This is a genomic window from Photorhabdus hindustanensis (assembly GCF_002968995.1).
Classification (GTDB): domain Bacteria; phylum Pseudomonadota; class Gammaproteobacteria; order Enterobacterales; family Enterobacteriaceae; genus Photorhabdus; species Photorhabdus akhurstii.
The window spans coordinates 68,764-92,805 of record NZ_PUWT01000005.1 but is presented as its reverse complement, the minus strand read 5'-3'; the positions used below and the strand labels follow the sequence as shown (position 1 = coordinate 92,805).

The 24,042-nt window shown below is 41.0% G+C and carries 22 protein-coding genes; 12 read left to right on the top strand and 10 right to left on the bottom strand.

Translation table 11 applies throughout. From position 1 onward, the window contains the following. Positions 1-37: 37 nt before the first annotated feature. Genes C6H66_RS02660 through C6H66_RS02650 form a run of 3 tightly spaced genes read left to right on the top strand, consistent with a single transcriptional unit; the run spans position 38 to position 3,315 of the window. Positions 38-1,060 carry a glycosyltransferase family 9 protein gene (locus C6H66_RS02660; protein WP_105394741.1) on the top strand — a complete coding sequence of 341 codons (1,023 nt, stop codon included), beginning with the start codon at positions 38-40 and terminating at the stop codon, positions 1,058-1,060. After that, positions 1,041-2,159, top strand: coding sequence for a glycosyltransferase family 4 protein (locus tag C6H66_RS02655; protein WP_105394740.1), 1,119 nt, complete (start codon positions 1,041-1,043; stop codon positions 2,157-2,159). Before C6H66_RS02660 ends, C6H66_RS02655 begins: the two co-directional genes overlap by 20 nt. Further along, positions 2,140-3,315 (top strand): glycosyltransferase family 4 protein, encoded by a 1,176-nt coding sequence (locus C6H66_RS02650; RefSeq protein WP_105394739.1) that lies wholly within the window; start codon positions 2,140-2,142, stop codon positions 3,313-3,315. Before C6H66_RS02655 ends, C6H66_RS02650 begins: the two co-directional genes overlap by 20 nt. A gap of 33 nt (positions 3,316-3,348) precedes the next feature. On the opposite strand, the gene rfaL is transcribed toward C6H66_RS02650, so the two are convergent. Then, on the bottom strand, positions 3,349-4,566 hold the full coding sequence (rfaL, locus tag C6H66_RS02645) for an O-antigen ligase RfaL (RefSeq protein WP_181150137.1): 1,218 nt from the start codon (positions 4,564-4,566) through the stop codon (positions 3,349-3,351). Between the two features lie 119 nt (positions 4,567-4,685). Here rfaL and mutM point away from each other — a divergent pair, with 119 nt between their 5' ends. Beyond that, positions 4,686-5,495 (top strand): bifunctional DNA-formamidopyrimidine glycosylase/DNA-(apurinic or apyrimidinic site) lyase, encoded by an 810-nt coding sequence (mutM, locus tag C6H66_RS02640; protein ID WP_046394901.1) that lies wholly within the window; start codon positions 4,686-4,688, stop codon positions 5,493-5,495. Between the two features lie 67 nt (positions 5,496-5,562). On the opposite strand, the gene coaD is transcribed toward mutM, so the two are convergent. The 3 genes from coaD to waaA are packed head-to-tail and all read right to left on the bottom strand — an operon-like array spanning position 5,563 to position 8,096. Then, positions 5,563-6,045, bottom strand: a complete 483-nt coding sequence (gene coaD / locus C6H66_RS02635; protein ID WP_046394902.1) for a pantetheine-phosphate adenylyltransferase — start codon at positions 6,043-6,045, stop codon at positions 5,563-5,565. Next, positions 6,045-6,818, bottom strand: a complete 774-nt coding sequence (locus tag C6H66_RS02630; protein ID WP_105394737.1) for a glycosyltransferase family 2 protein — start codon at positions 6,816-6,818, stop codon at positions 6,045-6,047. The genes coaD and C6H66_RS02630 overlap by 1 nt, the downstream gene beginning before the upstream one ends. Then, a complete protein-coding gene (gene waaA, locus C6H66_RS02625) occupies positions 6,819-8,096 on the bottom strand; it encodes a lipid IV(A) 3-deoxy-D-manno-octulosonic acid transferase (RefSeq protein WP_105394736.1) in 1,278 nt (425 codons plus the stop codon). Between the two features lie 222 nt (positions 8,097-8,318). On the opposite strand from waaA, the gene rfaQ reads away from it, so the two are divergent. From rfaQ to C6H66_RS02605, 4 genes are all read left to right on the top strand, one after another. Beyond that, positions 8,319-9,383 carry a putative lipopolysaccharide heptosyltransferase III gene (gene rfaQ / locus C6H66_RS02620; RefSeq protein WP_105394735.1) on the top strand — a complete coding sequence of 355 codons (1,065 nt, stop codon included), beginning with the start codon at positions 8,319-8,321 and terminating at the stop codon, positions 9,381-9,383. Further along, entirely contained in the window at positions 9,380-10,510 is a 1,131-nt protein-coding gene (locus C6H66_RS02615) for a glycosyltransferase family 4 protein (protein WP_105394734.1), read from the top strand. Before rfaQ ends, C6H66_RS02615 begins: the two co-directional genes overlap by 4 nt. Beyond that, positions 10,507-11,610, top strand: a complete 1,104-nt coding sequence (locus C6H66_RS02610; protein ID WP_105394733.1) for a glycosyltransferase — start codon at positions 10,507-10,509, stop codon at positions 11,608-11,610. Before C6H66_RS02615 ends, C6H66_RS02610 begins: the two co-directional genes overlap by 4 nt. A 103-nt stretch (positions 11,611-11,713) precedes the next feature. Continuing rightward, entirely contained in the window at positions 11,714-12,742 is a 1,029-nt protein-coding gene (locus tag C6H66_RS02605) for a glycosyltransferase family 9 protein (protein WP_248000595.1), read from the top strand. A gap of 111 nt (positions 12,743-12,853) precedes the next feature. Here C6H66_RS02605 and C6H66_RS02600 read toward each other — a convergent pair whose 3' ends face one another. Further along, the gene (locus tag C6H66_RS02600) at positions 12,854-13,855 is read right to left on the bottom strand and encodes a glycosyltransferase family 8 protein (RefSeq protein ID WP_105394731.1); all 1,002 of its coding nucleotides are present in this window, start codon (positions 13,853-13,855) and stop codon (positions 12,854-12,856) included. A 181-nt stretch (positions 13,856-14,036) separates the two neighbouring features. On the opposite strand from C6H66_RS02600, the gene C6H66_RS02595 reads away from it, so the two are divergent. Next, on the top strand, positions 14,037-14,996 hold the full coding sequence (locus tag C6H66_RS02595) for a polysaccharide deacetylase family protein (RefSeq protein WP_046394907.1): 960 nt from the start codon (positions 14,037-14,039) through the stop codon (positions 14,994-14,996). Positions 14,997-15,312: 316 nt separating this feature from the next. Here the strand turns inward: C6H66_RS02595 and rfaC are convergent, their stop codons facing one another. The 3 genes from rfaC to rfaD are packed head-to-tail and all read right to left on the bottom strand — an operon-like array spanning position 15,313 to position 18,276. Further along, positions 15,313-16,278: a lipopolysaccharide heptosyltransferase RfaC gene (rfaC, locus tag C6H66_RS02590; protein WP_105394730.1), complete on the bottom strand. Its 966-nt coding sequence runs from the start codon at positions 16,276-16,278 to the stop codon at positions 15,313-15,315. Continuing rightward, positions 16,278-17,327, bottom strand: a complete 1,050-nt coding sequence (gene rfaF / locus C6H66_RS02585; RefSeq protein ID WP_105394729.1) for an ADP-heptose--LPS heptosyltransferase RfaF — start codon at positions 17,325-17,327, stop codon at positions 16,278-16,280. The genes rfaC and rfaF overlap by 1 nt, the downstream gene beginning before the upstream one ends. Before the next feature lie 10 nt (positions 17,328-17,337). Then, positions 17,338-18,276: an ADP-glyceromanno-heptose 6-epimerase gene (gene rfaD, locus C6H66_RS02580; protein WP_105394728.1), complete on the bottom strand. Its 939-nt coding sequence runs from the start codon at positions 18,274-18,276 to the stop codon at positions 17,338-17,340. Positions 18,277-18,509: 233 nt separating this feature from the next. Between rfaD and kbl the strand changes: the two genes are divergently transcribed. Beyond that, a complete protein-coding gene (gene kbl, locus C6H66_RS02575; RefSeq protein WP_046394911.1) occupies positions 18,510-19,706 on the top strand; it encodes a glycine C-acetyltransferase in 1,197 nt (398 codons plus the stop codon). 9 nt (positions 19,707-19,715) lie between these two features. Further along, the gene (gene tdh / locus C6H66_RS02570) at positions 19,716-20,741 is read left to right on the top strand and encodes an L-threonine 3-dehydrogenase (protein ID WP_036811235.1); all 1,026 of its coding nucleotides are present in this window, start codon (positions 19,716-19,718) and stop codon (positions 20,739-20,741) included. A gap of 253 nt (positions 20,742-20,994) precedes the next feature. On the opposite strand, the gene C6H66_RS02565 is transcribed toward tdh, so the two are convergent. Together C6H66_RS02565 and envC are read right to left on the bottom strand one after the other, a co-directional pair. Continuing rightward, on the bottom strand, positions 20,995-21,903 hold the full coding sequence (locus C6H66_RS02565; RefSeq protein WP_046395476.1) for a divergent polysaccharide deacetylase family protein: 909 nt from the start codon (positions 21,901-21,903) through the stop codon (positions 20,995-20,997). A 5-nt stretch (positions 21,904-21,908) separates the two neighbouring features. After that, positions 21,909-23,216, bottom strand: a complete 1,308-nt coding sequence (gene envC / locus C6H66_RS02560) for a murein hydrolase activator EnvC (protein ID WP_040149771.1) — start codon at positions 23,214-23,216, stop codon at positions 21,909-21,911. A 356-nt stretch (positions 23,217-23,572) separates the two neighbouring features. Between envC and C6H66_RS02555 the strand changes: the two genes are divergently transcribed. Then, a complete protein-coding gene (locus C6H66_RS02555) occupies positions 23,573-24,010 on the top strand; it encodes a rhodanese-like domain-containing protein (RefSeq protein ID WP_040149769.1) in 438 nt (145 codons plus the stop codon). Positions 24,011-24,042 lie beyond the last annotated feature (32 nt).

The window sequence follows — 24,042 nt, the reverse complement described above, 5'->3', positions numbered from 1 at the left end:
GTTGAATTTTATAGCAGATTAATTAGATAATTGTCTTATGCAGATCAAAAATATTCTGGTCATTGTTGTAGCAAGTTTCGGTGATACCTTATTGGTAACGCCGGTGATTCGTGCTTTAAAGCAGAAATGGCCTGGTGCGAATATTGATGTTATGGCTCATAAAAGGACTAAACAGATCCTTGAAAATATAAATGATATCAATAAATTGACTGCTTTTTCGAAAGGTAAGGCAAAATGGTGTGGTTGGTTTACCTGTAAACATTATGACTTGGCTTTAGTCTATAGTGACGATAAACCTTTATTACAGTATGCAAAACGTAAATTGTGCTTAACAGTTTCGTTTTCAGATAAGTCCACGTTGCAATCTGATTGGCTAACTGTGGAAAAGCCAAAGGTGCTGATGCCAGCTCAACAGGAACGGGCCATGCTTGCTGGTGCGGTAGATGTTGAGGTAAGTGACTGGCGGTTGAATTATTGTGTGAGTGAAAAGGAGTTACATTTTGCTGATGGTTTTATGCGGCAGTATCATTTAGAGAATAAACTCCTGATTGGTTTTCAGTTACAAAGCTTCCCGGCAAAAGCTTATCGTGATTGGCCGGTTGAACATTTTTACCAATTATCGCAACACATTTATAGCCGTTATCCCCAGTCGCATATTATGTTATTAGGCAGTACTGACGGTAAAATTGCTGCACAGTCACTGGCAAAAAGATTAGGCGCTGAAAAATGTACTTCATTGGTTGGTAGACTAACAATGCGACAGAATGCAGCAATAATGAGTAGACTTGATTTGTATGTTGGTGTTGATACAGGGCCGACACACTTAGCCGGTGCATTGGGTATCCCGATGGTTGCTATGTATCATAGTTTTCACCCAGGCCGTTTTTTAGCGCCTCAACAGCATTCACATTTGGCGGTTATTGAACATCCGGTTCACTATATGCAAGCCACCCGCAAAGACTCGATGTCTGCAATATCTGTTGAACAAGTCTGGCAGGCAACGCAAAAGTTACTAGAAACTACGTCGTCAGGAAGAAAAGATGAAAATAGGTTTGGTTGATGTCACTGTAACTATGTCTTACGGTGGTATTCAGACGGCAGTCTGGGAACTTGCGAAAGCGTTGACTGATGCCGGGCATGAGATCCATATTTTTGGCGGCAAGGGTGATGTCCAGCCAGAGCTCAATGGAAGAGCAATCCAAGTTCATACTTTTCCATTTATTCCCAGAGAGAAAGTAATTAATATTGGTCGACGTTTCCAACGTATTATTGAACGTTACTCGTTTGCTCGCCATGCTCGCGGTACAGTTGTTACTGAAGATTTTGACTGGATTATTCTGACGAAGCCATTTGATTTTTTCTGGCCTCGAATGATGCCAAAAGAGAGTCGCACCAAATTTTGCTATATGAGCGGTGGCACCAGTTTTTTCAAGGGCGACAGAAAGCTGAGTAAGCGAATTTCAGCTTGGGTGGCATGCAGCCATTTTAATGCCTGGCAGATTCAGCACCATTTTAAACAATTTCCGAAGGTGATTTACAATGGTGTTGATATTAATAAATTCAGGCCGATAGACTCTTCTGTCAGAACTCGTCTTGGGATCAGCGATAAAACATTTTTGCTGACCTTTGCCGGGCGGTTGGTTGGCTGGAAAGGCATACATGTGGCTATTGATGCAATGGCTCAACTACAGGATAAAGACGTTAAATTGCTGATTATCGGATCAGGTGAAGATCTGAAATGCTTGGAAACGCGGGTTGCAGCACTGCGGCTGGAAGAACAGGTCATCTTCCATCCACCTGTAGGGCACGATCAGTTGCCTGAATATTATGCTGCTGGTGACGCGGGGATTTTCCCCAGTATTGGTGACGAAGCATTTGGGATTACGATTGCGGAAGCGATGGCGTGTGGCAGGCCGGTTATTGCCAGTTATATCGGAGGCATACCGGAAGTTGTCGGTAATGAAGGTAATTCAGGTATTTTGGTTACGCCAGGAGATGTTTCAGCAATTGTCGATGCGGTTAATTCTTTATTGTCTCAACCAGACAGGGGGCAAAAAATGGGAAAAGCGGCTCGTCAACGGATTGAAACAATGTATACCTGGGAGCATTCAGCAAATCGTTTACTAAAAGCGATAAATAATGAAAATTGCCTATATTGATCCCTATCCGGTTCCTGATTATCGGGTAGCATCACTGCAAATTTTGCAGAATGTTGATGCATTTGCTCGCCAGGGTGCTAGTGTATATCTGGTTACGCCTGAAGGTAAAAATACCGCAGAGGAGATCTTGGGACGTTCATTATCATCATCAGCTAAGCTGATCTCTTTACGCAATATTCGGCGTAAATGGTATTTTCCATTCAATACCCAAAAAATGTTCTATTTCCAGGTTTCCCATTGGTTGAAGAGAAATGAGGTAGATGCCGTTTTTACCCGTAATCTGAAGATGGCAAAGTATTTATTATGTGAACATCCAGAAATTCCGCTGTTTTTTGAGAGTCATGAGATTTTTGCTCAATCATTTAAAGAATCGCATGATTTAAGTAAAAATAAAAATCAGCGTAAGTATCAGAAGCTGAGAGAAATCGAGTACTTTGTTTATCGTCAGTCCAGGATTGTTTTCGCTCTGACGTCGTTACTCCGTGATGATATTATTAGTGAATACAATGTCAGCATACCAATAGTTGTTGCGCCGGATGGTGTGGATCTGCGGGCAGTCGAATCGGTGTCATTAGATAAACGTATATCAGACGACGGTGAATTACCAACCCAGATCCTTTATTTGGGCAGTTTGCATCATTGGAAAGGTGTTCCTACGGCGATCAAAGCGATGGCTTACCTTGAGAATGCAATATTGAATATTGCTGGTGGTGAACCAGAGCAAATTCAGCAATTACGACAGATTGCTCAGCAAATGGGGGTTGGCGATAAAATCAATTTTCTTGGATTTATTCAACCTAAATTACGTTTTCAGATAATTGCAGATAATGATATTTGTCTGTTGCCATTAACTAAAACTAGCATTGGCAGTCGCTATACTTCGCCACTGAAACTATTTGAATATATGGCGATGGATAAGCCGGTGGTTATCTCCGATTTTCCTTCGATTCGTGATGTGGTTGATGAAAATGCGGTCAGTTTTGCTGACAGTGAGAATGCGGAGAGTTTTGCTCAGCAGATTCAGTTAATAAGAGATAATCCAGAGAAAGTTAAGTCACAAGTCAGTTATGCGAAAATGTTGGTGACAGTGCGTTTTAATTGGGAACAGCGAGCGAAGCTTATTATGCAGACAATATCAAGGGATATTTCTGCATAATAATCGGTCTGATAGTATAGTCGAGATGTCTGGTTAATCGTTTTTCTGCTGATGTAGAGCAATCATCAGACCGAATAGAATACCTATCTCATTGATATAGGTATTTTCAAAGGCTCCTCGGACGATAAATAATCCGATAAATCCCGTCAGTAGAATAATACTGGCCTGCTTTATTACGCCATTGTTACGGCTAATAATATGGCTACCCGTGTATAGCGCTGAAAAGGTCATCAGCAAAGTGGTAATCAAACCAATGATTCCACCAGCAAACCAGAGTGCCAGAAAGATATTATGGGGGCCGATAGATGTGCGATATATCCAGTCTGGATAGTCAACAGCTCGTTCATTGTAGACCTTGTGATAGACTTTATTGCCAAAACCGTAGCCTTTAATCGGGTTTTCTAGAATCAACTCCAAAGCAGCCCCTTGTGTGCCATTTTTATAACGATGGCTGCTATCAGTTTGAGTCAGTTTCCAAAATAATAATTGAGTGTTTTCATTGGCTATTATCGACGTGTGAGAAAATACAAATGAAACACTAAGGATTAAACTTGCTATTAAGGTCAGCTTCCATTCCCGATTAATAATAATGATAAAAGCAGTGATGACGGCAACGGCGACCCAAGCGCCACGAGCTAAGGTACCTAATAACAAAAACAGACTGATAGTGGAAGCAACAGCCAGTATCAGCCAACTCACTAAGGTATGTTTTTTCCACAATGCCCAAGTACACAGTAAGATGGGGAAATAGAAAATAAAGCCGTAAGAAAATTCTCGATGGTTGAAGTTGGTAAAAGGCATTTCACCTTTATTGTAGTTAATAATGTATTTACCAATATCAGTGAGGCATATTGCCAGCATACCAATGGCAAATGAGTACAAAATCATCTTGGCAATACTTTCTTTGTTTTCTTTGTACAGGACAACAGGAAAAGTAAAACTGAACAATAACAGCCCATTCAGGATGGGTTTATTCATATCCTTAAAACTCAATGCCGGATCGACGGAAATCGCCACTGAATAGAACATGGCTAAAACGAATAACAAAATGGACAGAAATAGTGAACTACGCATGGAACGCATCACTTGACGAAAATCTGTCACCAGATAGGTTAGTGCTGTAATGCCAATAAGAGCGATAACCAGGTTTTTATATCTCGTTATATCGGGCAGATAAACAAGGGCTATATAAATCCCAATGATGGATAGATTCCATAATGATCTTTTATCACGACTTTTAATATTAAACATATTCATCAATCTGCTTTCGTTTCTGTTGAGTTTGGTTGGAAATAATACATGAAAAGATTATCTTAATCTGCTCAGATGCAATAGAGTTGAAACAATATACATAGTTAGGAGTTATTACCATGCCAGAACTACCAGAAGTAGAAACCAGCCGGAGAGGAATAGAGCCACATCTGGTAGGGAATGTGATCCAGTATGCGGTAGTCAGGAATGGTCGGTTACGTTGGCCGGTGGCGGAAGAAATTATGAAGTTGAGTGACCAGCTTGTGCTTAGCATTCAACGCCGTGCCAAATATTTGCTGATTGAACTGGCAGATGGTTGGATTATTGTCCATTTGGGAATGTCGGGCAGCTTGCGTATCTTGTCAGAGGAGCGCCCTGCGGAGAAACACGATCATGTGGATTTAGTGATGGCAGATGGTAAGGTTTTGCGTTATACCGATCCCAGACGATTTGGGGCGTGGTTATGGAGCGATGATCTTGAACGGTGCTCGGTATTGGCTCATTTGGGGCCGGAACCGCTTTCTGATGATTTTAATGGTTCTTATCTTTACACCCGGTCAAGTAAGAAAAAAACCTTGATTAAGCCTTGGTTAATGGATAACAAACTGGTTGTTGGAGTCGGTAATATCTATGCAAATGAAGCATTGTTTACTGCCCATATTCAGCCTGATCGTCCCGCTCATACTTTAACTGAGTGTGAAGCCAATTTACTGGCGGAAACGATTAAGAAGGTTCTACAACGATCTATTGAGCAGGGTGGTACGACACTCAGGGATTTTCTGCAATCTGATGGTAAACCGGGCTATTTTGCTCAAGAGTTGTTTGTTTATGGCAGAGCAGGAGAGCCATGCCGAATTTGTGGTGAAAAAATAGAGAGTATTAAGCTTGGGCAGCGCAGTACTTTCTTTTGCCGTCACTGTCAGTATTAGTTGATATCGGATAGTTAGGGGAGGCGTTGCATAGGAAATAATATCCGCCTCCAGTGAATAGAGTAAATTACTTGCCCAGTTTTTTTAGCATGGCTTGGGCGACAGGCTCTGGTAGGAATGATGAGATATCGCCATCGTGGAGAGCGACATCTTTAATCAAAGATGAAGAGACAAACGAAAGATTTTGTGATGGCAGCAGAAAAACGCTCTCTAATTCGGGCATAAAGTGGCGGTTCATATTAGCAAGCTGCCATTCATACTCAAAATCAGATACTGAACGAAGGCCACGGATAAGGATATTGGCTTGCTGTTTTTTGGCGAAATTAGCCATCAATTCACAAAAACCTACCACTTCCACATTATCCAGATGTGATGTCACCTCTTTTGCCAGAGTAATGCGCTCATCCAGAGTAAACATAGGATTCTTTCTGGCACTGTTGGCGATAGCAAATAGAACGTGGTCAAACATATCCGCGGCGCGGGTGACGATATCAATATGACCGTAGGTGACAGGATCAAATGTTCCGGGATAAATAGCTTTGGTTTTCATCAATTTTTACCCTTCTGTTGTCTCTTTTCCCACAATCCGACGTACTTATTAAACGTATATTGAGCATTGACAATAGCCAGTACTAACCCTTGTTTACCATCAAGAAAGCCAGCTCGCAACAGCCAGGTTTTAAAAAAAGCCCCAAAAGTGTGACTGAAAATTGAGAAATAACCGCACTGTTTACCTTGTTCATAGCGCTGTTTTGCCCAAGCTTTAGCATAATTTAGCTGTTTTCTCTGAAATTCCATCAGATCACGGCAAGTAAGATGAAGTAAATCCCCTTGCAAAGTGACAACCGGCGAACCATTGGTTTCAAGGGATTCATGAACCTGATTGTTATTGTATTGATAATGGTCACGGGCATAGAGGCGGATGACGCGATCCGGGTACCAGCCACTGTGTTTCATGAAACGGCCAAGAAATAGATTCCGGCGGGCGCAACTGTAGACTTTGCTGTTATCAGCATGTGCTAGAACCTGCTCTATGGATGCTTTCAGTTCTGGTGTTACGCGTTCATCAGTATCGATCATAAAAATATAATCGCCAGAGGCATATTGCTGAGCTAACTGACGCTGACGACCAAACCCGGGCCATTCTGTGTTAGAAAATACTTTTGCGCCCATTGCCTGTGCTATCTGGCAAGTATCGTCTGAACTACCAGAATCGAGCACGATGATTTCATCAGCCCAATGGACTGAGGTAAGACAATCTGCTATCAGATCCGCTGAATTCTTGGCGATCATGACAACGGAAAGACGTTTTTTGTCACTCATTCAGTGGCTCCGAGGTGGGAGATAGGGTTCCAGCAGTTTAAGCAGGCGTTGAAGAGCGCCTTGATTTTCATGCAGCACTTCTGCTGCGTGGCGACCATAATACAGGCGATAATCTTCGTCAGTCAGTAAGCTGTTGATCTCGGTGAACAAAGAGTGGCTGTCCGAAACGGTAATCAGACCATTAGCTTGATTCAGCTTGGCGCAGATATCCTTAAAGTTAAAGGTATGTGGACCCATTAGCACCGGAATAGCATGGGCTGCCGCTTCTAGCGGGTTGTGACCGCCACGTTCAACCAGACTGCCGCCAACAAAGGCCAGATCGGCAATACCATAAAGTAGCATCAGTTCACCCATCGTATCGCCGATAACAACCTGAATATTGGCGTCAGGGATTTTATCAGAACTGCGAAGAATATAGCTGAGTCCAGCTTTCTTGGTTAACTCTTCCGCTTTAATAAAACGTTCAGGATGACGAGGAACTAGGATCAATAACAGGCTTGGACACTGTTTCAGTAACTTGCAATGAGCATCTAGAATAATACTCTCTTCCCCATCATGGGTGCTGGTGGCTATCCAGACAGGCCGACGAGCAGCCCATTGGCGCCGTAATGTCACGGCTTTAGCGGCCAATTCAGGCGTTACTGAGATATCGAATTTCAAACTGCCGGTAATAGTCAGTTGAGAGCGTTTTAAACCCAGTTCAATAAAGCGTTCACCATCTTCTGGATTCTGAGCGGCAATCAAGGTAATGCTACGCAAAATTGTTTTTACGAAATGGCCTACTTTTTGGTATCCCGCAGCGGAACGTGCGGACAAACGGGCATTAGCAATGACCAGAGGAATGTTGCGTTGGTGAAGTTGGAAAATCAGATTAGGCCAAAGTTCTGTTTCCATAATAATGACTAACTTTGGATTAACTTGATTGAGGAAGCGCTCCATAGAACCGGGAAGATCGTATGGCAAATAGACATGATTAACATCATTTCCCAGAGCAGAAAGCACCCTTTCTGAGCCCGTTGGCGTCATCGTTGTCACGGTAATGGGTAAAAAAGGGTAGTGATGACGCAAGGCTCTGACTAAAGGAATTGCGGCCAACGTCTCACCCACGGAAACGGAATGGAGCAGGATGCCTCCAGCGGCAACTTTACCAGCACAGAAACCGTAGCGTTCACCCCAGCGCTGACGGTAAGCAGGGGCTTGGCGACTGCGGAGCAATAAACGCAACCAAATCAGAGGTTGGATAAGGTAGAGAAGTACCTGATATAAACGCAGTAACATTCTATCAAATTCATTTACATAAATTAGCGCCAATAGTATCACATTGCTTCAAAGAAAGTATGAAAATGCGTATGGCTTCTAGAATCTGAACAGAATTAGAAAGGTAAATTAGGATTTTTAGGTAAGATCGTGCTTCTATTAATATGAAAGTAGCACGGATTTTTTGCAGCTTCTGCACATGGTCGCGGCAGCTTTTTCGTTTATCTTTATACTGGGAATGCAATGAGTAAATTACACGCTCAATTTGACCGTATTCTGATAATAAAGTTACGACATCATGGTGATGTATTATTAATTACACCAGTTATTAATACCCTTAAGGATAATTATCCTGAGGTGGAAATTGATGTTTTACTCTACAAAGAAACCGAACCAATATTGGCTGATTTTTCTTCTGTGGATAATCTATTTTCTATAGATAGACAATGGAAAAAACAAGGAACCAAAGCACATCTTGGTCATGAATGGAGATTGCTTAGACGATTAAGATATCGTCAATACGACTTGGTTATTAATCTAGCTGATCAATGGTATAGTGCATTTGTGGCACGATTTACTGGCGCAAAAGTGCGTATTGGGTTCGATTTAGTAAAACGACGCAGCCTGTTTTGGAAAAAATGTTTCACAAATCTTGTTCCGACAGAGCATAGCCGGTTTTTGCATATTGTTGAGCAGAATTTGTCAGCTCTTTCGTTGTTAAATCTTCCATTGATCAACACTAAAGTGACGATGAGTTACTGTAAGGAGGATAAAGAGATTGTTTTGGCGCTTCTTGGTAAGCATGGTGTGAATCAAAAATATATTGTTGTGCAACCAACATCCCGCTGGCTTTTTAAATGTTGGGATGAAAAAAAGATGAGTGAAACGATTAGTGCATTGCAGTCTGATGGTTGGGTAATTGTTGTTACCTCCGGGCCAGATCGTAAGGAGGAGGAGATGGTGGAGAAGATTTTAGCAAACTGTCCAAAAGAAAGAGTAGTTTCTTTTGCTGGCCAGTTAACTTTACCGCAACTTGCAGTGCTGATTGAGGGGGCTAATTTATTCATAGGGATGGATTCCGTTGCTATGCATATGGCTGCTGCGTTGAAAACACCGGCTATCGCTTTATTTGGGCCATCAAAGTTAGTATTCTGGCGTCCGTGGGAAGCGAAAGGTGAAGTTATTTGGGCTGGTGATTATGGTGATTTACCTGATCCTGATGATGTTGATACTAAAACGGATATACGTTATCTGAATGTCATTCCCAGTGATATGGTTATTGCAGCCGCCCGGAGAAATTTATTATGAAATTAGTACGTCTTGCGATTGTTCGGCAGAAATATCGTCCGGATGGTGGTGCAGAACGTTTTGTCTCCCGCGCCTTAGAAGCTTTGGGAAATGAAAACCTGGAGCTTAACGTTATTACACGTTCTTGGCAGGGAGATGTTAATCCTGATTGGCATGTGCATTTAGCAAATCCTCATAAATGGGGACGCATCAGCCGTGAGAGAGGATTTGCTAAAGCAGCCAAAGTAATATGGGAAAAAGAGCAGTTTGATCTTGTTCAAAGTCATGAACGTATTGCTGGTTGCGATATTTATCGTGCGGGTGATGGCGTTCATCAGCGCTGGCTACAGCAGCGTGCGCGTGTTTTATCTCCTTGGCGAAGCAAATTGCTTTTTACGAGTCGTTACCATCGTTATGTAATGGACGCTGAACAAAAGATGTATTCGGCGCCAGAGTTAAAAATGGTTATTTGTAACTCGGAAATGGTAAAAAGGGAGGTCATGACAGATTTTGGGCTTTCTGAGGAAAAAATATCGGTTATTTATAATTCGATAGACAATAAACAATTTTTTCCGGCAACTGAATCTCAGAGAATACAATTAAGGAAAGAACATAACCTTCCCGTACAGGCTAAATGTTTAGTTTATGTTGGTTCGGGGTTTGAGCGAAAGGGATTAAAAGCAGCGATTCAGGCAGTGAGTGCGACTGATGCCTATTTGATAGTTGTAGGGCAAGATAAAGAAGAGAAGAAATACAAGCAGTTAGCTAACTCGCTGGGATGCAATGGGCGAATTAGATTTATGGGTATTCAAAAACAGACGTTGCCCTTTTATCAGCTTGCAGATAGCTTGTTGTTGCCGACCTTATATGATCCGTTTCCAAATGTGATACTGGAGGCGATGGCTTGCGGGCTTCCGGTAATAACCAGTACGACATGTGGCGGCGCTGAATTTATTAACTCAGGGAATAACGGGTTTGTATGTGATGCTCTGGCTATTTCAGATATTACGGAAGCGATTCAAAATACGCCTTCAAATCATTTGAATAATAAAATGTCAGAATTAGCGAGAACGGGAATACTCTGTTATACACCGGAACATTTATCACAACAGCTCATTGGATTATACGAAAGGGTGCTTTCATCATGAAAGGACATATATTATTTATCATTGATGGATTACCTGGTGGCGGTGCAGAAAATGTCACTATCCGGCTTTGTGATGGTCTGCAACAGAGGGGATATGACGTTACGCTGCTCTCTTTGGCGGAGAAGTGTGAATATTCGGTACCTGATGGTATTGAACTGATCATTGATGCTGATAGGTACAAAGGGCTTTTTAGAAGACAGACTGAGATTTGCCGTCGGGCTAAATCTATGGATAAGGTTTTAGAAAAAGTTTTTCTTCGCAAGGGAATCCCTGCATTGATTGTCTCAAACTTGCATAAAACTGATCGTATTGTCGTGCAATCAAAAGTGTTAGCGGGGTTAAATGTATGGTTTTGTATTCATGGGGTATTTTCAAACTCATATCTTGGTAATAAAACGGGATTATCCCGTTGGATCAAGAAACAAAAAATTAAGTGGACATATAATAACCGGAATTTAATTTGTGTATCTGATGCTGTAGGGAGAGATTTAAAAAATAATTTGTCACTTACGCCTAATGAAACGGTGACAATTTATAATCCTTTTAATATCCCAGATATTAAACAAAAATCACTGCGAAATAACCCTTATGAGGATGAGACCTATTTATTACATGTTGGTAGATTTCACCGGGTTAAACGGCATGATCGTTTATTAGAAGCGTTTGCGAAAGCAGATATTCCGTGTAAATTATTGATTGTTGGTCACGGAGATGAGGTTATTACTCAACAGATAACGCAAAAAATTGTGGATTTAAACTTACAGTCTAAAGTTATTTTAACGGGATTCCTTGAAAACCCATTACCTGTTATCCGTGGAGCTAAAGCGGTTGTCTTGAGTTCTGATAGCGAGGGATTAGGTAACGTACTGATTGAATCATTGATTTGCGATACGCCAATTGTTAGCACGATGTGTCCTGGTGGCGTTAATGAAATTATGGCCGGTGAGCTGGAGAAATATAAATCAGAGCTGACAGTTGATTCGCTTGCAGAGAAAATGAAGTTTGTCTGCTATGAACCGCCTGTAATTACAGAGGATATGTATAAGAAGTTTGATTTAGATATTATTTTGGTAAAATATTTAACTTTGCTAAAGAAATAAACATTGTTGTATCAGCTTTTTAAGCTTGGTTGTTGAGATAAGAGAATGAATAAAAAAAAAGTTCCAGAAATTAAGAGAACTGAATAGAAAAAGAAATTACTTTTTGAAATCTCTAAAATTTAATTTTTTAAAATTATTTGTCGATAAAATCAGGAGAGATAATTTTATATCATCAGACATCAAGAAAGTTTTATTTTTGCGAGATGATGATAAGATTGGTGATATGATTGTATCCACGCCTGTTTTTAGAGAGTTGGACAAAAAAGGAATAAAGCCCCATGTATTATCTGGGAAATCAAACTACTGTGTGATTGAGAGTAATCCATATATTGACAGAGTATATTTTTATCCCCAAAAAACTTTTGATATTATAAAATTAGCATTCTCATTAAGAAAAGAAAATTTTGATCTGATCATTGATATGGGTGATCATATACCCATTACCTATCTTTTATTCATAAGAATAATTAATGCTAAATATGTTATTGGGTTTAATAAAGAACATGTTAACATCTATAGTAAGAGCGTTAAATATTTGGAATATAACTCTCATATTACAGAAAGATATAAACTTCTTTTGCACGCTATGGATATTAATCAATATAATATGAGATATGATATTCATATTCCAGCGGATACAATTGAAAAAGTAAATGACTTTTTATTAGGGTTATTAGATGGTATTACCGTAGTCATTAATCCGTTTGCCGCGGAAAGGAAAAGAGATATATCTAGAGAGCAATTAATTGGTATTGTTGATTATTTCAAAGGTCTAGATAGTAAAGTTAATATTATTCTTATTGGTAAATTTGATAAGTTAAAATCGCTTTCTTATTTGAATGGGTGTATCTGTAACCCCTTTGGTGATTTTTTGAGTGCTGTGGAAATAATAAAGAATGCTGATTTAGTAATCTCTCCGGACACATCAATAGTCCATGTGGCAGCCGCTTATGAAAAAAATACAATCGCATTATATGGTAATGATCTTCATGGTAAATTTGTAAATAATGATGTTTGGGGGCCTGGAAATAAAAATGCAACCCAACTCATTAGTAAAAATGGAAAAATAGGTGATATCCCATTGTCTGATATCTACATGGCGATAACGGATAAGATACTCTCAATCCATTAGATATTATAATATTGCGTACATATTGGATTTCCATTTATTGGGATTATTTAATAAAGATATAGTAATAAAAGCACTGATGATTTTATCAGCGCTTTTATAGAGACAAGATATCTATAATTTTATTTTATAGTATCGGTACTTTGCATAATATTTTAGAAAATGGATAATCATTTTATTTTTGGCGTAAAATTTATAAGCTGCTCTTAATTGTGTTATATTTTTTGTTTCTAAAATATAAGGTGAATTTTTCCAGGGAGAATAGGCTGTGGCTTTTATGTAGAGTTTTGAACACGGTAATTCTGAATACCATGGGAACCAGGGCTTCTCATCACCAGCAAAATGTAAAAATACAATTTTATCTGTATTTAATATGTTTGAATTTACTTCTTGCGAGTTTACTAAACAATTGTATTTGTCATCTAAACATTCTATCTCGTTGGACAAGCAACCATTTATAGCATCTTGATCGGGGAAATCAAATTCTCTAGTATCATTTAAAACAAAATTAATGATTTTTTTAGTTAATTGCTTTTCTATCCAGGGTTTATTATTAAAAACAAGAACTCCTGAATTGAAATAATTCTTATCTTTTAGACCTAAAAATTCAATTCTTGATTTTGCCGAAGAATAGCAATCTCTGACAGCTTTTAATGTACTGTTGCTTGATTTTATGAATAGGTCTTCTATATTATTTATACATATGACATCACTGTCAACGTATAGAGAGTAGTCATTATTAGAAAAGTAAGGACATAATATTCTGAAAAAGGCAGCGATTGAGTATTTACTATCGAATTCCTTATTGTTAAGTATAGTATCCTTTAATTCATGAATGATTATTTTTATTTTTTTATCTTTAACCCATTCTTCAATGGAGTATTGGTAATTTAATAAATCATCAGAAGAAATAAAGTGATATACAAAACTAATGTTTCTGTTATTCTCAATTATTGAGGCAGTAGTCGTTATTGCATGCCTTAAATAATCATTGGTTACGCCAAAGAAGACATCAAAATGTTCCACAGAGGGATCAAATTTATCGCCTGGGAAAGCAAAATTTGTTACTTTACAGTCACCGAAACCGAAATTAATAATATTCTCTGATATTTCCATATGTTGCTTAATAGTAAGTGTATTATGAGCTGAAATAACATCTATATTGTTGATTTAACAATGCGAAGCATGAAATTTAATTAAGATATAGAGCTACTATACGTATGATAAGATAATTGCACTATTTTATAGATCTGCGTACTATAAAGCCATCATATTATTCTATTGTGGGCATATTCTGATGACTCGACCTGCATTTATTATCACTATAGACACTGAGGGTGATGACCTGTGGCAAAATCACGGTCAGATTTCGACAAAAAATACCCATTACTTACCAAGATTTCAGCGTTTATGTGAACGTTTTGGTTTTAAGCCGGTTTGGTTGACGAACTATGAAATGGCAATGAATGATTTATACATTGAATTTGCCAAAGATATTATTGCCAGAGGGCAGGGGGAAATTGGTATGCATTTACATGCCTGGAATAACCCGCCACTTGTTCCTCTTACAGACGATGACATGCGTTATAAACCTTATCTGATTGAATTTCCAAAAGAACAAGTTAGAGCCAAAGTTGATCTCATGACTAAGTTATTGGAAGACAAACTACAGGTCAAAATGTTAAGTCATCGGGCAGGTCGTTGGGCATTTAATGAATATTATGCTGAATTGCTGGTGGAATATGGTTATCAAGTCGATTGTTCAGTAACACCACGGGTTAATTGGCGTTTCACCAAAGGCGACCCTAATGGTAATGGTGGAACTGATTATCGTTACTTTCCATCTTATGCCTATTTTATGGATTTGCAGGATATTGCTAAAGAAGGTGATTCTTCTTTGCTGGAAGTCCCTATGAGTATTCAATATAAACACTCTCCGTTGATGAATTTCCTTAAACAGAAATATGACAGCTTACGTGGGAAACAGCGTTCTCCATCTGTTAACTGGCTAAGGCCAAAGGGGGGAAATTTGGAACAAATGAAAAAAGTGGTTCAGCAGACATTAGCAGAAGGCTGTGATTATGTTGAATTTATGCTGCATTCATCTGAATTTATGCCTGGTGGCAGTCCGACATTTAAAAATGAACAACAGATTGAATTACTTTATCGGGATCTAGAAGCACTATTTAACTACTTACAACCACAGGTTCAAGGAATGACATTGGCTGAATATTATCAATTTAAGAAGTCATCATGATTAATAAAATAGAATTAATATAGATATTAATAGAGATTCACTTAAATTTGGGCAGATAATACTGCCTAAATTAGGTTAAGTGTTGAATATATTATTTTGTTTAAATTAGTGTTCATTTTGTTAATAAGATTAAGTTGAAGGAAATTTTGTATAATAATAATTAAATAATACATGTGCTATTATTATAAAGCGCTTATTTTAGCGTTTGAATAGAAAAATAGATAATATGGGATAGGGTTTATAGCGAATTATCTGTTTTCAGTTAACAACTAAAAAATCAGGCGTCTACCAGAAACGCCTCATATTTAATAATTAATCAGCCAATATTTTTTTGAAGATGAGCTAATACCTTCGATGGGGTAATACTTTTGATATTCCCATCCCCCGCTTTTAAAGATATTTGTTCTTTGCCATAGCCACCAATTAGTCCTGGATCTGTCGGACCAAACAACGTGATATTAGGGCGATCCAATGCAGCAGTGAGGTGGCTCAGGCCAGTATCAACAGAAACAACCGCTTTTGCACCAGCTAACTCTTGGGCTACTTGTGCTAAAGTCAGCTTTGGTAGTACTTCCACGTGAGGAAAGTTTTCTGCCAGTCTCAGCGCACGTTGGTATTCATGTTCTGCGCCCCAAGGGAGCTTAATTTGTACACCTGTCGGCTGAATTTCGGTAATAAGTTGTCGCCAATGACTTTCCGGCCAATGTTTTTCATCGCGAGTGGTGGCATGGAGAAAAACCAGATAATTGTTCTGGTTTTCTGGGGGCTGATTCAGAAAATGACGGGCAATCCCATAATCGCCCTGTGCTGCCGGTTTGGTATAACCCAGGCTGACAGCAAACAGTTCCCGGATACGTTCTACGGCGTGCTGTTGCTTGCTGACTGCATGACAATAATCATAAAAGAAACTTGCTAATGGCTCACGGATACTTTTGCGGTCGTAACCATGTTTAGGGCCATAAGCTAATCGAGTGACTAAAAATGCGCTTTTCAATAACCCTTGAGCATCGATGATGGCATCATATTGATGTAATTTTAATTTTTCTCTGAATAAACGACGTTCTGTACGAATTTCTGGACTAAACCAGTTTTTACGCCAGCGGCGAATAGCAACAGGAATAATGTGATCAACAGTGCTGTGCCAGCCAGGGATTTGGGCAAAACCTTCCTCTACTACCCAATCAAAACGGACGTCAGGTAAGTTTTTTTCTGCATCAGTCAGTGCAGGGAGCGAGTGGAGGACGTCGCCCATAGAAGAAGTTTTAACCAGTAAAACCCGCATTAACTCTGGTTCTCCGCTTGTAATAATTTTTCCAGGGAAGTGATAACTTGTTCTGGCTGAATGTCAATCAGACTCTGATGATAGCCATGTGCGCTGTCGCCTTTTCTGACTTTATGATAGCCAGTAATGAGACGGATAATTTCCGCTTTATCGGATAATGGTGGGGTAAAATCTGGGCTACTTGGACCGTAAAGTGCAACCAGAGGGCGATTAAGCGCTGCGGCAACATGCATCAAGCCAGAGTCGTTGGTCACAATGGCGTCACAGGCCGCGATGATATTGACTGCCTGTTCAAGAGAGGTTTGTCCGGCAAGATTGATACAGTGTTCACAAGCTTCTCCTGTCAGTGATTTACGGATATCCTCTCCACCTTCGTGATCTTTGGCTGAGCCAAATAGCAGAATTTGATAGCCCTTTTGAGTAATAAGCTGTTGAGCTAACGTGGCATAGTGATAATGCGGCCAGCGTTTTGCCGGGCCAAATTCTGCGCCGGGGCAAAAACCGATGATAGGCCGATAATCAGAAATATTGAATGCTGCGGTGGATTCAGCAATATCCTCGTCACTGACATCTAGTTGAGGTGAAAGTAATGGTTGAGGCAGGTCTGCCGCGCTACTGGGTTTTGCATCGTAAGCTAATGCGGCATAGCGTTGAACCATTAATGGGAAGGCTTCTTTATTCAATGTACGAATATCATTGAGCAATCCATATCTCATTTCACCACGCCAGCCGGTACGCAGAGGAATATTGGCGAAGAAGGGTACCAAGGCAGATTTGAAAGAATTTGGTAGCACATAAGCACGATTATATTTACGTTCACGCAGGGCGACCCCCAAACGACGGCGTTCGCCTAGTGCTAATGCGCCATGACCTAACGGCATAGCCAATGCTTGATTGACCTCCGGCATTTTGTCCAGCAGTGGGCGGCACCAGGCTGGGGCCATCACATCAATTTCTGCATTAGGATGCAAAGCCTTTAATGTCCGGTAAAGGCTCTGCGACATCATCATGTCACCCACCCACGAAGGGCCGATCACCAATATTTTCATAGCGAGTAGATTACTTATCCTGATTAAGCCAATGCATATATTCCGTTACTCCTTCGGCAACGGTTTTGAATGGCTTATCATAACCCGCCGCCCGAAGTTTAGTCAGATCTGCTTGCGTGAAACGCTGATAACGGCCTTTCAAATGTTCAGGGAAATCAATACGCTCAACAGGCAGTGATTTATCTTGGTGGAATTCAACAACCGCATCTGCAACCGCCTGAAAAGACTCAGCACGACCCGTTCCACAGTTATAAATCCCGGAAACGCCATTTTTCCAGAACCAAAGATTAACCGCCGCGGCATCACCGACATAAATAAAATCACGTTGAAAGCTTTCACTGCCGGCGAATAGTTTTGGATTTTGTCCCTGATTGATTTGATTGTTCAGATGAAAGGCAACACTCGCCATACTACTTTTGTGCCCTTCCCGTGGTCCGTATACATTGAAATAACGGAAACCACAAATTTGTGAATCAGCTTGAGGCAGGATCTCCCGAACGTATTGGTCGAATAGAAATTTAGAGTAACCATAAACGTTGAGTGGTTTCTCATATTGACGCTCTTCGATAAAATTATCAGTGCGGCCGCCATAGGTTGCTGCTGAGGAGGCATACAGGAAAGGGGTGCCGCGTTCAAGGCAATAGTGCAGCAATTCTTTTGAATATTGATAGTTATTATCCATCATATATTTGCCATCCCACTCGGTTGTGGATGAGCAAGCGCCTTCATGGAAAATAGCGTCAATATCACCGAAATCATCACCGGCCAGAATACTGGCAATAAACTCTTCCTTGTCCATGTAATCAGCAATATCCAAGTCAACCAGATTGGTGAACTTAGTACCATCTTTTAGATTATCTACGACCAGAATATCTTTATATCCTTCGTCATTTAGTGCTTTGACAATATTGCTGCCAATAAATCCAGCACCGCCAGTGACAATAATCATCCGACTCACCTCTACAATCGGGTTAATGAAGCAAATTGCGTCTATAATAACATCTAACATCCATGACGACAGCAGCTTAAGCAGGGGAATATACTGAAATATCATGGTAATTCAGGTCGCATGACGTGACGGATACAGCAAAGTTAATATTATCTGCCTGATAGTGTCGTCAGTAGCCTGATCAATGAGTAAAATGTCTAACGACCCTTTATTTATAAATCAGGAGAAAATAAATGTCAGCATCATTTTATCAGCAAATTAATGAACAATTAGAACAAGCCCATTCGGAAGGGTTGTTTAAAAATGAACGTATCATCACTTCTGCACAAAATGCTGACATTGCTGTAGCCGATGGCAGCCACGTTATTAACTTCTGCGCAAATAACTATTTAGGTTTAGCTAATCACCCTGAGCTGATTGCCGCGGCTAAAGCGGGAATGGATAGCCACGGTTTTGGTATGGCCTCTGTTCGTTTTATTTGTGGAACTCAGGATACTCATAAAGAGCTGGAGAAAAAGCTGGCAGAATTTTTGGGTATGGAAGATGCCATTCTTTATTCTTCTTGTTTTGATGCTAATGGTGGTTTATTTGAAACGTTGTTTGGGCCGGAAGATGCCATTATCTCTGATGCGTTGAACCACGCTTCTATTATTGATGGTGTCCGTTTATGTAAAGCGAAGCGTTATCGCTATGCTAATAATGATATGCAGGAACTGAGAGCACAGTTAGAACAAGCCAAAGCAGATAATGCACGTCATATTGTGATTGCAACCGATGGTGTGTTCTCAATGGATGGTGTGATTGCTGATTTAAAATCTATCTGTGATCTGGCTGATGAATTTGATGCCCTGGTCATGGTGGATGACTCCCATGCTGTGGGTTTTGTTGGTGCTCATGGCCGTGGTACTCATGAATATTGTGACGTTATGGATCGTATTGACATCATTACCGGCACTTTAGGTAAAGCATTAGGTGGTGCTTCCGGTGGCTATACCGCGGCACGTAAAGAAGTTGTTGAGTGGCTGCGCCAACGTTCACGCCCATATCTGTTCTCTAACTCACTGGCTCCGGCGATTGTAGCGGCATCCATTAAGGTACTGGATATGCTGAAAGAGGGGGATGCATTGCGTGATCGCCTGTGGAAGAACGCTAATCTGTTCCGTGAAAAAATGACCGCAGCAGGTTTCACATTAGCAGGGGCTGACCACGCTATTATTCCTGTCATGTTAGGCGATGCAAAATTGGCACAGGAGTTTGCCGCAGAATTATTGAAAGAAGGCATTTATGTTACCGGCTTCTTCTATCCGGTAGTCCCTAAAAATCAGGCCCGTATCCGCACGCAAATGTCAGCCGCGCATACGGAAGAGCAAATTGAACGTGCAGTTGCGGCGTTCACGCGAATTGGTAAGCAATTGAGCGTAATTGCATAAGGCATCTCTATGAAAGCATTGTCAAAGTTAAAAGCAGAAGAAGGCATCTGGATGACCGATGTGCCCGAGCCAGAGTTGGGGCACAATGATGTGATGATCAAAATCCGTAAAACGGCGATTTGTGGTACGGATGTGCACATCTATAACTGGGATGACTGGTCGCAAAAAACAATTCCTGTACCTATGGTTGTTGGTCATGAATATGTTGGTGAAGTTGTCGCTATTGGTCAGGAAGTAAAGGGTTTTAAGATTGGTGACCGGGTGTCTGGCGAAGGACATATCACTTGTGGTTATTGTCGTAACTGTCGTGGTGGCCGTACTCACTTATGCCGTAATACCATTGGCGTAGGGGTAAACCGCCCTGGTTGTTTTGCTCAATACTTGGTTATTCCTGCATTTAATGCGTTCAAAATTCCAGATAACATCTCTGATGAGCTGGCTTCTATTTTTGACCCATTTGGCAATGCTGTTCATACCGCGCTTTCGTTTGATCTGGTTGGCGAAGATGTGCTGGTTTCTGGTGCAGGCCCAATTGGTATTATGGCTGCGGCAGTGTGTAAACATGTTGGCGCGCGTCATGTTGTTATCACAGACGTTAACGAGTATCGCCTTGAGCTGGCACGTAAAATGGGTGTCACCCGTGCGGTGAACGTCAGTCAGGAAAATCTGACCGATGTCATGGCGGAATTGGGCATGACGGAAGGTTTTGATGTTGGTTTGGAAATGTCCGGCGCTCCGGCGGCGTTTCGTACCTTATTAAATACCATGAATCACGGCGGCCGTGTTGCACTGTTGGGCATTCCGCCATCAGATATGGCAATTGATTGGAATCAGGTAATTTTCAAGGGCTTGTTTATCAAAGGTATTTATGGCCGTGAAATGTTTGAGACTTGGTACAAAATGGCTACATTGATTCAGTCTGGTTTGGATCTGACACCCATCATCACCCACCGGTTCTCTATTGATGATTTCCAGAAAGGCTTTGACATCATGCGTTCAGGGCAGTCTGGTAAAGTTATTCTGAACTGGGATTAACCGATCGAATCAGTTATCACTAAAATTAATAGGCGCTTTTAGTTCTTGAGCGCCTATTTGAAGTATTAGCGATATTGCAAGCTATCATCGAATAAATAGAAATAGCAAGATATACCCGTTATTTTTCAGGTTGTCTCTTTGTTGGCTGCGCTCGGTCACATAGTTATCTATGCTCCCGGGGATTCACTCCCTTGCCGTCGCGATGCATCTTGAAATCTTTAGGGTATAATTGGCTATTTCTTAAAATGAATTTCTATTCTGTTTTATCCTGAGACTTATCTCCGGCCAGTTTCTGGATATATCGGCTTACCGTGTTCACAATAGGATTATCAACCAGAGTATCGCCAATAACTGCCAGATAATCTTGGCTGGTAACTGTAATGGGTGCCTCTTTTATTTCACACAGCTTGCCCCATTTATGCTGGTTATCACCAACAGGTTTGCCACTTAACAACCTACTTGGGCTGACTAACTCAATATCAGCTGGAAGCGTTGGCAGCATTTGTTGCAGTGCGCGAATGGTTGTTGGATGGGGATGGCCGATAGCAATAGCGGAACCATTTTTACGGGCAATGGAAATAGCACGATTTAGCTGATGGCGAGTTTCCGCTTCTGATTGCACATTATCTAGGAAAACATTACGGCGGATAACGCGAACAGGCGTGCCTTGCGCTGCCTTTGTTGCCTGAGTATTGCCAATCGTCACACTGTCGAGAAAATAGAGGTTATAACGAGACAGTGAGCGCATCACTTTCTGCATTCCCGGCAAGCTCGAAGTCATAGCGCTACCCATATGGTTATTGATTCCTACAGCATAAGGGACTTTTTGTATTGCACGCTGGATGATGCGGTCAATTTCTTCACTGCTCATGGTTGGCTGAAGAGTATCCAGTTCTAGCAGTTGTTTACTTAAAGGCGCCATTGGCAGGTGGATTAAGATCTCCCGCCCTTGTTTGTATGCTTTTTCGGCCATTTCCCTGCCATGCGGTGAATCCGGCAGAATGGCGATAGAAACCGCAACAGGCATTTGCAATATTTTGTTTTCGTTATGAGGACGGTAACCAAAATCATCAATAACAATTGCCAGACGGGCTGCACTGGCTTGTAGGCTCAAGAGAAGCAGGGCGGTAATACCAATTTTTGTGAACCTGTGTTGTCTCAACTAATTTATCTCCCAAGCCACGGTTGTGGGTTTACCGCTCTTCCTTGGCGGCGGATTTCAAAATAGAGTGCGGATTGTTGCTGACCGCCACTGTTACCGACCAACGCAATAGGTTGTCCGGCTCGAACTTGCTGGCCGACCTTGACCAGAGCGCTCTGATTATAGCCATAGAGACTCATATCACCTTTACCGTGCTCTATCACGACAACCAGCCCATAGCCTTGTAACCAGTCAGCCAGCAGTACCCGGCCATCGGATATTGCTTTAACTTCAGTACCTTCTTGCGCAGAAATCACCATGCCTTTCCAGCGCAATTCGCCTTGCAATGCTTCACCAAACTCATGTATCACTTTACCGTGGACAGGCCAGATTGCCTGACCCGCTGGACGGCCAAGGCCACCTGTACGTGCCATCAATGCGCGTTCATCTTCAGTGGGTTTATAGCTGGAACCTTTTTGCTGCGCTTGCTTCTGTTTCGCTGCAATCTGAGCACGAACACGGGCAGCTTCTCTGGCTTCTCGTTCAGCACGTGCTTTCGCTTCCCGTTCTGCTTTAGCAATTTTATCTCGCAGACGGGTTTCATTTTGTTTTAGTTCAGCGAGATTTTTTTGGTCTTGCTTTAAGGAAGATTCCAGCTCAGTTAGGGTTTTCTGCCGAGCATTGCGGGCTACTTCCATTTGCTGCTTTTGCTGTTGTTGTTCAGTTAGAACTTGTTTTTGCTCTTCCTGTTTCTGTTGCTCAAGTTTTTTTTGTTCAGTTAAATCAACGGTTGTTTGTTCAAGTTTAACAATGGTGTCCTGACGGGCTTGATTAAGGTAGCTATAGTAAGCGAGTATGCGCTCACCTCTCTTTCCCTCTTCTCCTCTGAACATGAGTTCAAGCCCTTGATGTTGCCCTTGACGAAATGCAGCATCCAATTGGCGTGCCAGCATATCTCGTTGCGCGTTTTGTTGTTTTTCCAGTTTTTTGATGTTGGAGACGAGAGCAGCAATCTCTTTATTCAGCTTACTGAGTTGAGTTTGAGTGTTGTGTAGGGATTGACCAATTGTGGAAATGGTATTTTCCTGATCTTTTAATTGATTTAGCAAAGAACTACGTTTTTGCTGCTGTTGTTGTACACTTTTCTCTTTCTCCGCGATGTCTTGTTGGAGATCTTTGAGCTGATTTTTATTGGCGATAATTTGATTTGCAAAGGTATTGAAGCTGAAAATAACAAATAGGAAAGCATAGAACAACGAGGCACAGATATTATTCCGCCGTGAGTTCTGATGGCGCCGATAATTACGGCTATGTATTTCCTTGTTGTCAGCCATTTCTGTAAATATACCTTGCTACTGTATGCGCTAGATTATTTCATGATGAACAAAGAGTTACCAGATGCTACGCTGATTTTTTACACTTTCAGATAATGCTGTCTTAACATCGAAATCGAATAGTAATAAACATACTAGCCTATTTATTGCTGAAATTCCTGTATGCATTGAGTGTGACAGGGCAGATGCAGGTAAGGTACTTAAAATGCTTCATTTTCAGGATATTTTTATTTTTTCTCGAAACTCTCCGCAAAATTTGCATTGAGCTTATGCTATTTGGCTGTAATTGACGCAACACAAAGGTATACTCTGGAACCTTAGAAATTTGTTATTAACCAACGGGAGTTTTTGTCCCCATGCTGCAAGAAATCATGCAATTTATTAACCAGCATATGACCTTAAGCCTCATCTGGATTGCGCTGCTGGTTGCCGTTATTGTGACTACATCGAGAGGTTTCTTCTCTAAAACCAAAGAGATAACTCGTGCTCAAGCTATTAATCTGATCAACAAAGAAGAAGCCATCGTCGTGGATTTACGTTCCCGTGAAGATTTCCGCAAAGGGCATATTATTGGTGCAGTAAACCTGACTCCCTCTGAAATTAAAGACAACAATTTTGCTGAGTTGGAAAAACATAAAAAGCAGCCTGTAATTGTTGTTTCTGCGAATGGTATTGAATCTCGTACTCCGGCAGAGAATCTTATTCGTGCCGGTTTTGAGCGCGTATGTTCCTTGAAAGAGGGTTTGGCTGGTTGGACAGGCGAAAACTTGCCATTGGCGCGTGGTAAAAAGTAATCATTTTGGGCGTGAATGGAGACATTCACATA